This is a genomic window from Rhizobium sp. PP-CC-3G-465 (genome assembly GCF_004343445.1).
Classification (GTDB): Bacteria; Pseudomonadota; Alphaproteobacteria; order Rhizobiales; family Rhizobiaceae; genus Ferranicluibacter; species Ferranicluibacter rubi.
The window spans coordinates 40,713-56,247 of record NZ_SLYH01000003.1 but is presented as its reverse complement, the minus strand read 5'-3'; the positions used below and the strand labels follow the sequence as shown (position 1 = coordinate 56,247).

At 62.6% G+C, this 15,535-nt stretch carries 9 protein-coding genes; 5 read left to right on the top strand and 4 right to left on the bottom strand.

Annotation, left to right across the window (positions count from 1 at the left end; translation table 11 throughout):
* Positions 1-119: 119 nt before the first annotated feature.
* The 3 genes from C8J33_RS14485 to C8J33_RS14475 all read right to left on the bottom strand — a co-directional run bounded on the left by C8J33_RS14485 (position 120) and on the right by C8J33_RS14475 (position 8,380).
* On the bottom strand, positions 120-5,831 hold the full coding sequence (locus C8J33_RS14485) for a translocation/assembly module TamB domain-containing protein (RefSeq protein ID WP_165929822.1): 5,712 nt from the start codon (positions 5,829-5,831) through the stop codon (positions 120-122).
* A gap of 124 nt (positions 5,832-5,955) precedes the next feature.
* Entirely contained in the window at positions 5,956-7,875 is a 1,920-nt protein-coding gene (locus C8J33_RS14480; protein ID WP_132664714.1) for an autotransporter assembly complex protein TamA, read from the bottom strand.
* A gap of 247 nt (positions 7,876-8,122) precedes the next feature.
* Positions 8,123-8,380, bottom strand: a complete 258-nt coding sequence (locus C8J33_RS14475) for a YMGG-like glycine zipper-containing protein (protein WP_110729940.1) — start codon at positions 8,378-8,380, stop codon at positions 8,123-8,125.
* A 418-nt stretch (positions 8,381-8,798) separates the two neighbouring features.
* Between C8J33_RS14475 and hemA the strand changes: the two genes are divergently transcribed.
* On the top strand, positions 8,799-10,013 hold the full coding sequence (hemA, locus tag C8J33_RS14470; protein ID WP_132448658.1) for a 5-aminolevulinate synthase: 1,215 nt from the start codon (positions 8,799-8,801) through the stop codon (positions 10,011-10,013).
* A gap of 110 nt (positions 10,014-10,123) precedes the next feature.
* Complete coding sequence (locus C8J33_RS14465; RefSeq protein WP_092935766.1) at positions 10,124-10,603, top strand: DUF2938 domain-containing protein; 480 nt, start codon at positions 10,124-10,126, stop codon at positions 10,601-10,603.
* Between the two features lies 1 nt (position 10,604).
* Here C8J33_RS14465 and dxr read toward each other — a convergent pair whose 3' ends face one another.
* Positions 10,605-11,789 carry a 1-deoxy-D-xylulose-5-phosphate reductoisomerase gene (dxr, locus tag C8J33_RS14460; RefSeq protein WP_132664713.1) on the bottom strand — a complete coding sequence of 395 codons (1,185 nt, stop codon included), beginning with the start codon at positions 11,787-11,789 and terminating at the stop codon, positions 10,605-10,607.
* Between the two features lie 313 nt (positions 11,790-12,102).
* On the opposite strand from dxr, the gene C8J33_RS14455 reads away from it, so the two are divergent.
* The 3 genes from C8J33_RS14455 to C8J33_RS14445 all read left to right on the top strand — a co-directional run bounded on the left by C8J33_RS14455 (position 12,103) and on the right by C8J33_RS14445 (position 15,528).
* Positions 12,103-13,119, top strand: a complete 1,017-nt coding sequence (locus C8J33_RS14455; RefSeq protein ID WP_165917003.1) for a glycosyltransferase family 61 protein — start codon at positions 12,103-12,105, stop codon at positions 13,117-13,119.
* Positions 13,116-14,120, top strand: a complete 1,005-nt coding sequence (locus tag C8J33_RS14450; RefSeq protein WP_132664712.1) for a hypothetical protein — start codon at positions 13,116-13,118, stop codon at positions 14,118-14,120. Before C8J33_RS14455 ends, C8J33_RS14450 begins: the two co-directional genes overlap by 4 nt.
* A 70-nt stretch (positions 14,121-14,190) precedes the next feature.
* The gene (locus tag C8J33_RS14445; protein ID WP_132664711.1) at positions 14,191-15,528 is read left to right on the top strand and encodes a glycosyltransferase family 61 protein; all 1,338 of its coding nucleotides are present in this window, start codon (positions 14,191-14,193) and stop codon (positions 15,526-15,528) included.
* Positions 15,529-15,535 lie beyond the last annotated feature (7 nt).

Sequence of the window (15,535 nt, the reverse complement as noted above, 5' to 3'; positions counted from 1 at the left end):
AGATGGGTAAATTTGCGTACCCGTTCCGGCAAATTGCAAAGGGTCATCCATCAGATTGCGCAGGGCGACCGACCGCAGCGCCGGGCACAGGCTGCGGACGCATCCATCTCGCTGCAGCGTCAGTATTCCTTCTCGTAGAAGACGCCGGCGCCGCCGCCCTCCGAGCCTGCTTCGCCGCGCAGCTTCACGCCGCGGCCGACATCGAGATTGATGACGGCCTTGGCGCCGTCCTCCGCACTCTGCTGCAGTTCCAGATAGGTGCGGTCGTTGATGTAGCGGCCGGCCCGGAACATGGCGCCGCCGCCATCGTCGGTGGACACGTCGAGGTCGTCGACGCCGAGCTTGTTGCGCAAGCCATCGAACAGCGAGCCGCCGGGACCGCCGGCCAGCTGCGCCACGGCGCTCGCCAGCTGTGCGATCTGCACGGCCGAAAGGTTGGAGAGCGACCGGTTGAAGATCAACTGGGCGAGGATTTCATCCTGCGGCAGGGCCGGGGAGGAGCTGAACGTCACGTTGGGGCTGTTGGCAAGGCCCGCGACATTGACGGTGACAGTGGTCGAGCCGGCCGTCGATGTCGCATCGAGGTCGAGCGCCGGGATGAGGTTGCCGCCGAAGGTGATGGTGCCGTCGGTGAAGGTGATCCGCTTGCCGAGGATCTCCAGCCGGCCGCGGCGCATCTGGAAGCCGCCGGTGACGGCCGGGTTCGCCGCGGTGCCGCGGATCACCAGATCGCCGCCAAGTTCGGCATCGACGCCGCGGCCGCGCACGAAGATGCGGGAGGCCGCGACCGTCATGTCGAAGCCGATGCCGCTGCTTTTCTCTCGGGTGCCGTCGCCTGCGTCTTTCTGGACCAGCGCCTGCATGCGGCGCACGTCGGCGGGGGCGTTCCGGTGCTTGATGTTGATCTCCGACAGCGATGCCGGGAGCTTTTCGGGGATGGTGATGGACGCCTTGGGAATGGCGACGCGCCCGCTGAGGATCGGGGTTCCTGTGAGGGGTCCGGTCAGCTTCAGCGTTCCGTCGAGGTTTGCGGTTAGAAGGCTGCCATCGACATAGGTCGCCTTTGCGAGGCGGATGTCGAGATTGGCCGGGAAGCCCGAGCTGGGCTCGATGCCGATCGTGCCGGTGACGGCGAGCGTGCCGCCGGTCGAGAGCGTGCCCGTCAGCCGCTCGATCCGCGCCTGCTGTCCGGCGAGAATCACATTTGCGGTCAGGCCGTTGATGGCGAGGTTGCGGCGGGCATCGAGCAGGCGGGCACCGGAGGTGGTGACCGAGCCGTTGACGATGGGGGCGGAGACGGCACCGGAAATCGCCGCATCGACCTTTGCGGTCCCGGTCAGGACGAAGCCGTTCTGCGCGAGGATCGGGCCGAGCAGGGAGAAGGGGAGGTCGCCGTTGAACCGCATGTCGATCGGTCGATCACCGGCAATGCCGAGCTTCCCGCCGCCGTTGAAGGAAAGCCCGCCGCCGCCACGAATGTCGGTGTCGAGCGTGACGGTGTTGTCGGCAAAGCCGCCCTTCGCCGTAATGGTCAGCGCGCCGACGCCGGCCGACTTGGCCTGCGCGACCGTGGCATTGGCCCAGCGCAGGTCGTAGGTGACATCGGGGGCGGCAGCAGTGCCCTTGGCGACGATCGAGCCATCGATCGTGCCGTCGGCGCCGAGCGTCGGGGCGACCGCATTGATCAGCCGGGCGGGCAGGCGGTCGAGGCGGACGCTGAGGTCGAGCGTATCGCCCGCCGTACCGGTGACGGCCAGCGTGCCGCCGGATGCACCGATGCGGAGGTCGGAGACGCGAACCGTGCCGTTCTCGATGATGATGGTGGAGGGTGCGGCGAGCTTCAGAGCGATCTGGCGCGGTGCGGCGGATAGCGTTGAAAGCCTGACGGTCGTGCGGGCCGCCGCCGTTTCGATGGCGCCGCGGAAGACGAGCGGCGCATTGTCGTAGACTGCATCGAGGCGGACATCGGTGAGACCGGCTTGTTTCTGCTCGAAGGCGAGGTCGAGGTTGGAAACGCGGTTTGCCCCTTGGGCGATCGTTTCCACCTTGGCCGTGCCGCGGATGGCGAGTGCCTTCAGATCTTCGACGGTGATATCGGCCTCAGGGCGGGTGATCACGAGATCGCCACGCTTGATACCCGAACCGGATGCCTTCAGCGCCAGCGAGGTCTTGCCGCCCGTGCTGGCAATGGTGGCCGAGCCTGCGATGTCGCCCGAGGCGCGCTCGCCGGCCATGGCGGCGATCAGGCCGACATCCGGCAGGTTGAAGGTGATGGTGCCGTTCGGCTCGTAGGCTTCGGTCAGGTCGATGCTGCCATCGAGCCGGTTGTCGCCGATCCGGGCGGCAAGTTCCGGAATGCGGATGCGGCCGTTCGTCGTCTCAAGCCGGGTGCGGATGTCGATGGCCTGGCCGCCGAGCGCGCCGGTGGCGGTGATCGCGGCCTGCGGGTTTGCGGGATCGGCCGTCACCGTGGCCGCGGCCACGAGGTCGCTCAGCGTTCTCCCGGCAAGCGTCGCGCCGCTGGAGCGGATCTCGGCCTTGACCAGTGGGCGCTCGATGGCGCCGGTGGCGTCCAGCGTGAAGCGTGCATTGCCCTTGGCGTCGGCGAGCACCTTGCCGAGATCGGGAAGCGTGCCGGCGGTCGCCGCCGTCAGCTGTCCGTCGATCAGCGACAGCGAGCCGTTGGCGGTGATGGTGCCGGAATCCACGGCGATGTTGGTGACGTTGAGGGCACCGGCGGTGTCCCGGGTGACGTTTGCCGACAGCGCGAGGTTGGTGTCGAACCTTGAAGCGAGAGCGGCGGGGAGAGAGGTCGGCGGCGCGCTGAGGCGAAGTGCGGCGCGCAGGCTGTTATCGCTCATCTGGAACCGGCCGTTGACCGCACCGTCGAGACCGGCGCTGTCGATGGTGACCGGGTCGAAGCCGACGGCATCCGGGGCAACGCTGATGGTCGCATCGAGCTTCAGCGGCGCGGGCAGGAGGCGGCCGAGATCGGCATTGACGAAGCGGGTCGCGCCGGCATCGACGGTGGCGCGGATCGCTCCCTGCCGGCCGGTGATGTCGAAGCTGTCACTGTGGGCGACGACGCCGACCGTTTCGAGCCGGCCCTGCGGCACGGCGACATAGGCCAGCTGGCCCTTTACGTCGATGACGGCGCCGGTCATGGGGCCACGGGCGACGATGTCGGCTGTCGTAATGGCCACGCGCGCTTCGCCGCCGTCGATCGGCTGGGCGTATTCGACGGCTGGGTTGCCGCGAACGGCAACGGTGACATCCAGTGTTTGTCCAACGAGGCCGGTGACGCTGGCCGTGCCGCCGGGAAGCTGGATGGCGAAATCGTCGAGGCGGACGCCGCCTCCGTCGAGCGCCAGTGTCTTCGGATCGGACAGTTCAAGCGGAATGCCGCGGGGTGCGGCGTTCAGCGACTGGATGGTGAAGGATGGCGTGCCACTCTCCGTGGTCACGGAGCCCTTCAGCGATAGCGGCGCATTGTCGAAGGTGCCGTCGAGCGCGATGTTTGTGTCCGCACCCAGCTTGTTCAGGGTGATCGTCGCGCCGGTGGCGCGATTGGTGCCCTGGCCGAGCGAATCCGCCGTGATCTTGCCTTCGACGGTGAGGTTCTTGAGGTCGGTGATGGTGACCTGCGCACGCGGCTGAACGATCGAGAGATCGCCGCGCGACAGGCCGCTGCCGGTCGCATCGATCGCCACGGACGTCTTGCCGTCGCGGCTGACGATATCTGCCTTGCCGGAGAGGTCGCCCGCGGCCGTCTGGCCAGCCAGGGATGCGAGCGCGCCGACATTTGGTAGTGCGAAGTTCAGCGTTCCGTTCGGCTGGAAATCGGGCGTGAAGGTGAGGGCGCCGGTGATCCGGTTCTCGGCGACCGTTGCCTCGAGCGCGGGTATGGCGAGTGCACCATTTTCGGAGGTCAGATCCGCCGTTGCTGTGACGTCCTGACCATCGACCGCGCCATTGGCGGTGAGCTTGCCGACCGGCAGGCCGCCGCGCAGCGTGGTGTCGGCAACGACCGTGAGGCCGGTGACGCTTTTCCCGGCGATGGTTGCCTGATCTGTCCTGGCTTCCGCCTTGATGCCGAGCGCGCTCAAGGGGCCGGAGATGTCGGCGGTGAGAGTGGCGCGGCCGCTCGCATTGGCGGCGAAGGCACCGATATCCGGGACTGCGGCCTCGATCCGTCCGGTCAGGCTTCCCGACTGGAGGGCGAGATTGCCGGTGGCGTCGAACGTCGGGGCTTTTAGCGACAGGCCGGAGAGCGACAGAGCACCATCGGCCCCCGTTTCGATGCGCCCATCGAGCGAGACGGGACCGCCGGTACGGCTGGCGACAGCCGGCGGCAATGCTTCTGCGGGCGCGGTCAGGCGAAGATCGGTCGCGAGCACGCCGGTGGTCAGGCCGTAGCTGCCGGTGAGCGTGCCGTCGATGGCTGCGGTGTCGATCGTCAGCGGGTTGAAGGCGATGGCGTCCGGGGTCACGTCGAGGCGGCCGTCGATCGTCAGGGGGCCGCGAATGAGCCGGTCGAGATCGGCATTGGCGAGCTTGGTCGCGCCTGTCGTCAGCGAGAGCGTAACGGCGCCGCTGCGATCCGTCATGTTGAAGGCATCGCTATGGGCCTTCAGGGCGGCATTCTCGATGGTGCCCTGCGGCAGCACCGCCCGGTCGAGCGCAGCATTCAGATCGAGCACGGCGGAGCGGGCATCGCCGACGAGGGAGAGATCCGCCGAGGTGACGGCGAACTCCGCCGTTCCGCCGGCGAGGGGCAGGCGCAGCGGAGCCGGACCATCGACGCCGGCGAGCGTCACTTTGAGGTCGTTGCTGCCGACCGTGCTGAGCGTACCGCTCGCGTTGACATCGATTGCGGCCGTGGAGATGCGACCGCGGTCGATGCGGATCGCGGTGCCGTCCTGCAGAGCCGCGGCAATGTCGATCGCGGTGGTGCCCTCGAACAGCGGACGCAGGGTTTCCGGCATCAGGGCGGCGAAGGTGCCGCCGCCGTTGAGCGACAGCGTCCGGTAGCCGTCCGGCGCCAGCGTGTGGGCACCGTCGAGCTTGAGGACTTCCTGGCCGTCGAGAGCCGCACTTGCGGTTCCGCTCCAGCGCGACAGCGGGCCATCGCCGGTCAGGCGGACGGTGATCGCGGGCTCTTGGGGCAAGCGCAGCGCACGGGCGAACATGCCACCTTTCGGCTCGTCCACGCTGGCTTCGAGCTTCAGTGCATTGGCGGCGGGATCGTAGACGATATCGGCAAGCGCTTTCGCCTCGGGCCTGTCGCGCTGGGCGACGGCCACCGTCGCGGCGATGCTGGAATTCGTGGCGTTAACAGTGCCGCCCGCGTTCAGAACCTGATCCTCGCCGGCGATCGCTTTGCCGATGACCACTTCCTCAAGATCGAAGCGATCGATCTTCACGTCGAGCGGCAGCGCGAAGCTGGAACGGACCTCTTCCGTCTGCTGGGAGGGAATGGGCAGGCGGTCGATGCGAATATAACCGGCCGAGAGGTTCGCGGCGTCGAATCGCTTGGAGAACAGCGCCGTCGGGGTCCAGTCGAGCTTCAGTTCGCGGATTTCGGCGTAGGCGCCCTTGCTGTCGTAAAGTGCGATGGAGCCGGCCTTGAAACTGCCGGTGAGAAGCGCGCTCGGATCGTTGATCTGGACGATCTGGTCGGGCGTCGAGGCATATTTCTCGATCAGGCTGGCAACCATGCGGGCGCCGGGCGCCGTGAAGCCTGCAAACAGCACGAAGGCCAGCGCAAGCACGACGACAAGGCCGAGGAGAATGGCGAAGCCGCGCAAGGCGATCGAGAAAATCCGTGTCATCGTCTGCTCCATGCCAGGCCGGCGTCTCGTCCTGACCCATAGGTCGTCATCATATTGGCAACCCGTAGGTTGCGATCATGTCATTGAAACGGCAGTTTGCCGTGGGACAGCCGCCACTGGCTGCTCAGAACGTCTGGCCGATCCCGGCATAGATGCCGTAGCGCGTTCCCCCGTCATAGGGGTTCAGCGGCACGGCAAAATCCACGCGTATGGGGCCGACCGCCGTCAGGTAGCGCACGCCGATGCCGGCGCCGATCTTGACGTCGGAGAAATCCGGGACGGTCTTTGCCGAGACGGTGGCTGCATCGATGAAGGGCACAACGCTGATCGTCTTCGTGACGCCGATGCGGGCCTCGACATTGGCATTGACGTAGGAGCGGCCGCCGAGAAGATCGTCATCCGCATTGCGCGGGCTGATTTCCTGGTAGGAGAAGCCGCGCACCGTGCCGCCGCCGCCGAGAAAGAAGCGTCGTGTCGCGGGAATATCGTCGAGCCCGCCATCGGCCGCGATGACGCCCGCGCCGAGGCGACCGGCCAGCACATATTTGTTGTCTTCGCCAAAGCCGAGATAGCCGGTGGCCGAGCCTTCGAACGTCGAGAAGAACGTCTCGCCGTAGATGTCGTAGCTCGGCTTGACGCTCAGCGTCGCGCGATAGCCTTCGGTCGGGTTGAGCTTGTCGTCGCGGGCATCGCGGACGTAGTCGAGCGGGATTGAGGGCGTGAGATAGCGGCGCTCGCCGAACGCGTCCTCGATGTTGTTCCAGGCGAGTTCCGCGCCGATCGACACCGTGTCGGCTTCCGTCAACTCGTAGGCGAGGCCGACCGCGCCGGTCACCACCTGCGCTTTGTAGGCATCCGGATCCATCATCGACGCTTTCACGCTGGCGGTCAGGGTTGAGTAGGGATCGAAGACGCCGGGCTTGGTGAAGAGGATACCGGCGGTATAGTCGAGATCGGTGATCTCCTTGGTCTCGCCCAGCCGGTCGATCGAGCCTTCGATACGCAGCGATTCCGCCTCGCCGAAAAGGTTGCGGTGGCCCCAATACCCCTGGACGCCGAAGCCGTCCGTCGAGGAGAACTTGGCGCCCGCGCCGAAGTAGCGGTGCTTGCCTTCGGATACCTCGATGGTCAGCGGCAGCGAGCCATCCGGCGCCAGTTGCTCGGCCTCGCGGATGGTGATGCTGGAGAAGACGCCGAGCTGGCGCAGGCGCTCGGAAGCCTTGCGCATTTCCTCCGGCGAATATTGCCGGCCGGTGTTGAGGCGGGAATAGTTGGCGACGAAATCGGGATTGACCGTGCGCGCGCCCTTGATGGCCACAGGACCGAAGGGCGCGACCGGGCCGCCTTCGGCACCGATCGTGACATCCACGGTGTTGGTCTTGTGATCGGCGACGGCGGTGCGTCCCTTCAGGGTAGCGAGCGGCCGGCCTTCTTTCTTCAAGTCTTCGACGATCTTCTCGCCCGCCTTGATGATCAGGGTCGAGTCGGCGCGGTTGCCCGGCTGGAGATCATAGGCCTTCGGGTCGCGCCCGCCCGCATCGCTTTCCAGAAGAATATTGCCGAAAGTGAAGACGGGACCGGGATCGACCGTGATGGTGACCGGCACAGGCGCTCCGGCCGGAAAGACCGGATCCGGCGGCAGGCTCTCGATCGGCTTGCCGGCGACCATGACCTGCACGGTGCCGCCATAGCGGGCCTTTTCGTACAGTGCTGCCAGCAGCCTGTCGCGGTCGTCGCGGGCCTTGATGGCGAGGCCGAGATTGCCGGAAACGGGCTTGTCCTTGTCCTGGACCAGTCGCGAACTGCCGGAAAGCGCGCTCTTCAGCTCGTCGTCATCCGTGCCCTCGTTCAGGGTCACGGTATAGGTGACGGGATCGATGACCTCAGCGGTCTCCTCGTCCTTGTCTTTGCCGAAAAAGTTGATGCCGAACAGCTTGAACGCTGCGGCATCCTGCACGGAGGCTGGGCCACACAGGGCGAGTGCGGCAACGCCAAGGGCAAGGCCGGCTTTACGATACGCGGGACTGACAGTCGGCAAACGCATTCGATTCCGCATCCCGTGTCGACCGACAGTCCTGTAGCGATCGCCCACGGAAAGCGATGCCGACTCTTTCAACGTTTGCACGTTTGCGATGTTCCGCGACACTACACATCCTCGTGAGACGTATGAAGTCTCCGGCGCCTCATGACGTCAGAAACAGTCGTTAGTGTGACGTTACAGAAACAGAAGCCCCGCCAAAGCGGGGCTTCCCGATGTCATGCCCTTCGGCAAAAGAGCCTTTCCGACGCAATCAGCGCGGGCAATCGTCGATATAACGGCTGCCGTTGCGATCGCGGTAGTAGCACTGGCCCGGCTGTTCCGAGACGTTGCCGATGACCGCGCCGGAGACGCCGCCGATGGCCGCACCCACGGCCGCGCCGCGAACATTGCCGGTGACGGCGCCGCCGATGACCGCGCCCGAGACGGCGCCGATGCCGGCACCCTTTTCCGTCTGGCTGCAGCTCGCAACCGTCATGGCGAGAACCGCCAGCACAATGGCTTTCTTCATAGTGATCTCTCCTGATGGGACCTGACGTCAGCCGTCACGCCCCTGCTGTGCCTTGAAACGGCAGACGCCTGCCTTTTCCCGAACCTTAATGCGAGAAGTTAAATGCGACCTTCCGAAAGTCCAATCCGGAGCCATAAAAAACGTCCCTAACGGAATGGACGACAGTTATGATGAACAAAAGCTGAAGACGACTTTGGGCCCTGCCGGCGTTTTCACGTTGGAGGGTCGCGATATCGTGTCACAGGTCTGTTTTCGGCCGCGGTCTTGACTTGATCCGGAGGAGGGTGGAATGAAATCTTCAGGATAATCTGGAACCATTCAAAACAATGGGCCTGATGCCGCGCAAGCCATGAGGGCGCGTGCCGGCCGGCCACCGGGATGGTTCACTTAAAAAGACGCCAAGGGTCTGGAGACACGCATGAACTTCGAGCAATTCTTCAGGTCGGAACTGGACGGTCTTCACGAGGAAGGCCGCTACCGCGTCTTCGCCGATCTGGAACGTCAGCGTGGACAGTTTCCCAAGGCCCGCCGGCATACGGCGGATGGCGTCAAGGACGTGACCGTCTGGTGCTCGAACGACTATCTGGGCATGGGCCAGCACCCCAAGGTGATCGACGCGATGAAGCAGGCGATCGACCACTGTGGCGCGGGTGCGGGAGGCACCCGGAACATCTCGGGCACGACGCACTATCATGTTCTTCTGGAGCAGGAGCTTGCCGATCTCCACGGCAAGGAATCCGCGCTGCTGTTTACCTCCGGCTACGTGTCCAACTGGGCAGCCCTGGGAACGCTCTGTTCGCGCATTCCCGGCATCATCGTCTTTTCCGACGCCGGGAACCATGCCTCCATGATCGAGGGCATCCGCCACGCCAAATGCGAGCGGGTGATCTTCAAGCACAATTCGGTGGCCGATCTCGAGGCGAAGCTGGCAGCGGCCGATCCGGCAGCGCCCAAGCTCGTCGCGTTCGAATCGGTCTATTCGATGGATGGCGATATCGCGCCGATCAAGGAGATCTGCGACGTGGCCGAGCGCTACGGCGCGATGACCTATCTCGATGAAGTGCATGCCGTCGGCATGTACGGCCCGCGCGGCGGCGGCATTGCCGAGCGCGAAGGCCTGATGCACCGGCTGACGGTGATCGAGGGAACGCTCGGCAAGGCTTTTGGCGTGATGGGCGGCTATATCGCGGCGTCTGCCGCGCTCTGCGACTATATCCGCTCGTTTGCCTCGGGCTTCATCTTCACCACTGCGCTGCCGCCGGCGCTGGCTGCAGGTGCGCTGGCCTCCATCCGTCACCTGAAGGAAAGCCAGGTCGAGCGCTTTGCCCATCAGGAGCGCGTGCGCCGCCTGCGGTCGCTTCTCGACCGCAACGGCATTCCGCACCTGCCCAATCCGAGCCATATCGTGCCGGTGATCGTGGGTGATGCGGCGAAGTGCAAGTGGATCTCGGATCTGCTGCTCGACAATTGCGGCATCTACGTCCAGCCGATCAACTACCCGACCGTGCCGAAGAAGACCGAGCGCCTGCGCATCACCCCGACGCCGCTGCATTCGGATGGCGATATCGACCATCTGGTCGGCGCGCTGCACCAGTTGTGGTCGCGCTGCGCGCTGGCCCGCGCCGTCGCCTGAGTCGGCGTCGGTTCTCCTGCGTTTTCGCCGCATATTCTGCTTCGCAGCCCTCGCATTCTGATCTAGAACACGGGAGATCGAGGGGAACGGCGAGGGGAACAAGCCTGATGATGATGGAACTGATCTGGCGCGGACTGGTAATCGGGGTGGGCGCGACGCTCGCCATGGATCTCTGGGCCATTCTGCTGGCTGTCGCTTTCGGCCAGCCGAAAGCCAACTGGGCGCCTGTCGGGCGGTGGTTCTACCATGCCGGCCGGGGCCAGCTGTTCCATGAATCCATCAGCGATGCCGCGCCCTTTGCCAATGAGAACGCGCTCGGCTGGATCGGCCATTATGCCGTCGGCATCGTCTACGGGATCATGCTTGCGTTTTTCGTCGGTCTCGACTGGTTTGCCGCGCCGACGCTGATCCCGGCGCTGGTCTGGGGCATCGTCACCGTGGCGGCAGGCTGGTTCCTGCTGCAGCCGGGGCTCGGCCTCGGCGTTGCCGCCTCGCGGCTGCCCAACCCGAACCGGGTGCGGGCGCTGAACCTTGCCGCCCACGTCGCCTTCGGCCTCGGGCTCTATGCAACGGCGCTGCTCCTCCGCTAAGTCAGGCCGCCGCGCGTGCGCCGATCGCCTCGATGGCGAAGCGGCGGGCCGCGGCATCGCCGGCAAAGACGTCGTCCATATCACTCGCTGCCGGCCAGTCGATCATCCGCTCCATCACCGTCTCGGCGATATCGGCCATGTCGAGAAAGCCGATGCGCCCGCCGATGAACGCCTCGAAGGCGGTTTCCTCAGCGGCGTTCATGGCGGCACCCTGCAGGCCGCCGCGCGTCAAGGCGGTGCGTGCGAGCCGCAGCGCGGGGAAGCGGACCTCGTCGGGCGCTTCGAAATCGAGCCGTGCGAGCTTTGCAAAATCCAGCCGTTCGACATTCAGCGCCGGGCGCGCAGGATAGGTCAGAGCGTAGCCGATCGCCGTGCGCATATCCGGCGCGCCGAGCTGCGCGAGCACAGAGCCGTCGGTATAACCGACCATGGAATGGACGATCGACTGCGGGTGGACGATCACCTCGATCTGCTCGGGCGCCACGTCGAAGAGGTGCTTGGCCTCGATCATCTCCAGCGCCTTGTTGAACATGGAGGCGCTGCCAATGGAGATCTTCAGGCCCATCGACCAGTTGGGATGCGCCCGGGCGATCTCGGCGGTGACGCCGGCCATCGCCTCGCGCGACCATGTGCGGAACGGCCCGCCGGACGCCGTCAGGATGATGCGCTCCAGCGCGTGGCGCTGGTCGTCCTCCAGCGCCTGGAAGATCGCGGAATGCTCGCTGTCGACCGGGATGAGCCGTCCGCCGCCTTCGGCCACCGCGCGCACGAAGAGCGCGCCGGCCGACACCAGGCATTCCTTGTTGGCGAGCGCGATATCGGCGCCGCGCCGGGCGGCGGTCAGCGTGGGGGCGAGGCCGGCCGTGCCGACGATTGCCGCCATGACCCATTCCGCCGCGCGCGCGGCGGCCTCCTGCAGCCCGCTCGGCCCCGCGGCCACCGCGATGCCCGTGCCGGCCAGCGCCGATTTCAGCTCCAGATACCGCCCCTCATCCGCCGTCACCGCCAGCCGCGCGCCGACGGCCTTCGCCTGCTCGCAGAGAAGCCCGATGTTCCCGTTCCCCGTCAAAGCCTCCACCACGAACCGCTCCCGCCCCCCAAGCTGCGCCACCACGTCGAGCGTGCTGCAGCCGATGGAACCGGTGGAACCGAGGATGGTGATGTGGTGGTGTTCTGACTTCGTCATTCGGCTTACGTCGACCTCAATGTTCAAGCGTCAACGTCGTACAAGCGGAAAAAATCTGGAACAAGGCTTAACCGTATATTGCGGCTCCAGAAGATTCGGAGACCGGAAAAATCAGTCGAAAGGCTGCACGGATCATGTTAGAGGCAGCAAAGAACATATAAGGTAATATTAGTCGTCACTTGGTCTGAAAAATGCATATGCCCTCTGGCAAGCGCGTTCGAAACAGTGTCCCATCAAGCGTGCCATCGGAGCAGTGTCATTCGTAATGGTTGAAGCCGTCGATATACGCAGCATGCATCACGTGCATTTGGGCGTGATTGAATCTCCTGCATTTCTTGCGCCGCCTCCGGTCGTCTCCGGTCTCGATCTCATCCCGAAGTCGATCCACGACGCCATGCGGCCTGGCTGGTACTCGAACCATCATGGCGCGCGGTCGATTTCGGTCGATAAGGTCTTCGATGTCCACGTGACGGCCGAAGGGCTCGTGTTCAACAGCGACGGCAAGGTGATCAGCCAGACGATCACGCAGCATGCGCCCGAGGAGCAGGAGCGGGCTCTTCGCGACATCGCGTCGGCCACCGATATTCCCGTGATCGATACGTCCTGTCTGCTTCTGAGAAAGCGGGGAGAGGCGAATTACGGGCACTGGATGGTGGAAATTTTGCCAAAGCTCGAATTGGCAAGAAAGCTGACCCATGTGTCGGGCGTCGCCATTCCGGATGTCGGCACCGGAATGAACACCGTCATCTCCGACTCTCTCGGCATCGTCGATACGATCAAATCGACGCCGCGCTTTCCACTGAAGGCCAACAGCGTGACCTTCTTCAAGGAGTTGATCGTCGTCAGCGGGATGACGTTGCACGGCTCCTACATGTCGCCGCTCGTTTTCGAGGCGCTCGACAGGATCCGGGATGCGGTAGACGGCGAGGCGCCTCGCAAGATCTTCGTCAGCCGCGCCGGCGCGCCGCGCAATATCGGCAATGAGGCCGACATTCACCGTCTCGTCACGGAACACGGGTTCGAAATCCTGCATCCCGGAAAGCTGAATCTTACGGAGCAGATCCGCAAGTTCAAGAATGCATCCTGCGTCATGGGCGTCATGGGTGCCGGCATGACCAATATCATGTTCGCCCCTTCCACAGCGCGCATCATCAATCTCGCACCTGCGACGATGCCGGATACCTTCTTCTACTTCATTGCGACCTTGAAGGGGCAATCCTACGAGGAAGTGCGTGGCGAGAACGTTAACGGAGGAACGTCATGGGACGAGGCATTTTTGGTCGATTTTGGAAACCTGAACGACCTCTTGGGACAGAGATCCAAGGTGTGACAGATCTGCCCGCGTCCACTCCTGTCGTGACAAGGGTCGGTCTAGGCTTCGACTACAATGACGGCGGCATCAGCAACCAGAAGCTTGCTCTTCTCGGCCTCGTCATCAATGCGTCCAGGATGCCGGATCCGGCGGATCGGTTCATCTATCTGCCGAGGATTTACAGCCGGGATCAGGACGAATCCAAATCGACGTTCTACGCATTCGGCGACGTGTTCTGGACAGAGATATTCGTTGAGTTTCTCAATCGCTGGGGTGTCGGTATCGTGCCGATCCCCGCGGTCGAATATGCGGATCGCATCGAGCGAGGCGGGTGGAACCATTTTCACCTCGGTGCGGCTCATCTCGGCTCGATCGCTGAGAAGGAAGAGACTGCGGCGACGGATATCATCTCGGATTTCTGTAGATCTCTTGTGCCTCGAATAAGAAGTTCAACACTGTTCCAAGCATTGTGCAGCGAGATATTCCACAAGAACAATCTCTCCGTTATGGCGCAGTTTCGGATCGAGGGTGATTGGGCATCCTATTGCCGATACAATCTGGATCCGGTTCTCGTCCGTCCAGAGCAGAATTACCTTACACCAGTCGAGATCTGCACGAAGATCAAGCGCTCTTTGCCGGATGTCAAACAGCTTTACGTGTTCTGCGACGAGCGGTATGCGCCGCAACCCAAGCACCTCATCAACCAAGCCGTCGAGGATGCAACGGGCATCCGATTGTTTTGGAAGACAGACTTCATGGACCCTGAAACTTACAGGAACATGTCGGCGATAGATGCGTCTCTTATCGATTTCGAAATCAGCAAGCTGGCATCGACATTCATCGGTTTAAGTCGATCGACGTTCTCAAACATGTCGGCGTTCGAGCGCTTTTCGGAAAACTTCGCCAGTCTGTCACACGATTACATCTACAATCTCCCTCAAGAGAATTTAGGTCTTCGTGTCGATAAAGGCACGCGTGTCGATCCTTGGGAAACATGCGGTCTTCCATGGCCGAACTGAATGGCTAGAGCATGCACTAAATCGGAAGTCTCAATTCTAAACTTAACGTCTTTTATCATGGTGCATAGGTTTGTCTCTTCCTCAGAAAGCTATTGATAGTCTTCCCAAAAAGATATGGTCGTTTAATCATCAATTCGATCACTATCAAAAATTATTGCTTCTCGATCATTCCGGAAAAATCCTCGGTTATAACGGAGCGAACGAGACGTCTTGGCTTGAGGAGGGCGGCGTCCTCTATTTTCTTGGGCCAACAGGACAAAGGTCCATTTGCTTTGCGCAAGCGGTGCGTCGACTGGGTCGTCTGGTTCTTGAAGGAGAGTTCCTCGATCCAAACCTGCATGGTGCAAAAGCGCAGTTAGAAGAGGCTTCAGGCGTGCAGCATCTGCTGCCCGTCTCCATTGAAGAAATTGCATCGCACCGCGAGGTTTTGAAACCTTCGACCGTTGTTCACTATCCGCCACATGTGTTCGGCGATATGTCTCTTGATGGGAATTCTTATCCTGCACCAGCTGTTCAACGTATGCAGTTGAACGACGCACGAGTCATTTCCCGATTTGGCGCTGTCCGGGTTGGTAGCCGTTTCGTAGAGAGTACGGCGTTTCAACATCCATTCTTCTTGACGCATAACCTTATTGAAGATCGAAGCGAGGGATACTTGCATGCCAGTGCAGGCGACGTTGTCTCGATCGATCGAGCATTCTACGTTTGCGGCGGGGTCTACGATAATTACTACCATTGGCTTTTGTTTCTTATCGCCAAAATCAATCCCGATTTCCTTCTCGGCATTGATACGATCGTTACGTCGCAGCCAAATACAGAGTTCCAACGCACCGGCTTGGAAACCCTCCTACAGAAATACGATCTGAAGGCCGTCTACCTGAGAGACAACGTCAGTCTTCATGTGGGAGAACTGACCGTCGCGCAGCAGTTCGGTACAGCGGGCCTTGATCCGCATCCGGTGTTCATGGAAACGTTCCGAGATCTGAAGAGTGCTCTTGTAGGTCCAGCGAGCCTGGCGTCAGAGCGGATCTACATTTCTCGGTCTGATGCCTCCGAACGCAAGCTCGTGAACGAGCATGAAGTGGAGGCCCTGGTTTCCGAACGCGGCTTTCAGGTCGTCTCGTTACAGGGGCGGAGCTTGCAGGAGCAAGCAGCTCTCTTGCACGGCGCTCGCGTGGTTATCTCTCCGCACGGTGCCGGGATGACGAATGTTGTTTTCTGCCAGCCTGACGCGAAAGTACTGGAATTTCAGAATCCAGCCCACATTAATTGGTGCATGAAGCGTTTGGCTGCCATTAACAATTTATATTATGGATTTATTATGGGCTCGTTGGTTGAGGAAAGTCGAAAAGAGTTTCATATTGATATTTTTCGTTTAAGAGAAGTACTGAATGAAATGGATCTCTGAATAAGGG

Coding starts and splice junctions, on each gene's coding strand:
- C8J33_RS14485 (WP_165929822.1), bottom strand. CDS start 5,831: ATGACACGGATTTTCTCGATCGCCTTGCGCGGCTTCGCCATTCTCCTC.
- C8J33_RS14480 (WP_132664714.1), bottom strand. CDS start 7,875: ATGCGTTTGCCGACTGTCAGTCCCGCGTATCGTAAAGCCGGCCTTGCC.
- C8J33_RS14475 (WP_110729940.1), bottom strand. CDS start 8,380: ATGAAGAAAGCCATTGTGCTGGCGGTTCTCGCCATGACGGTTGCGAGC.
- hemA (WP_132448658.1), top strand. CDS start 8,799: ATGAACTTCGAGCAATTCTTCAGGTCGGAACTGGACGGTCTTCACGAG.
- C8J33_RS14465 (WP_092935766.1), top strand. CDS start 10,124: ATGATGGAACTGATCTGGCGCGGACTGGTAATCGGGGTGGGCGCGACG.
- dxr (WP_132664713.1), bottom strand. CDS start 11,789: ATGACGAAGTCAGAACACCACCACATCACCATCCTCGGTTCCACCGGT.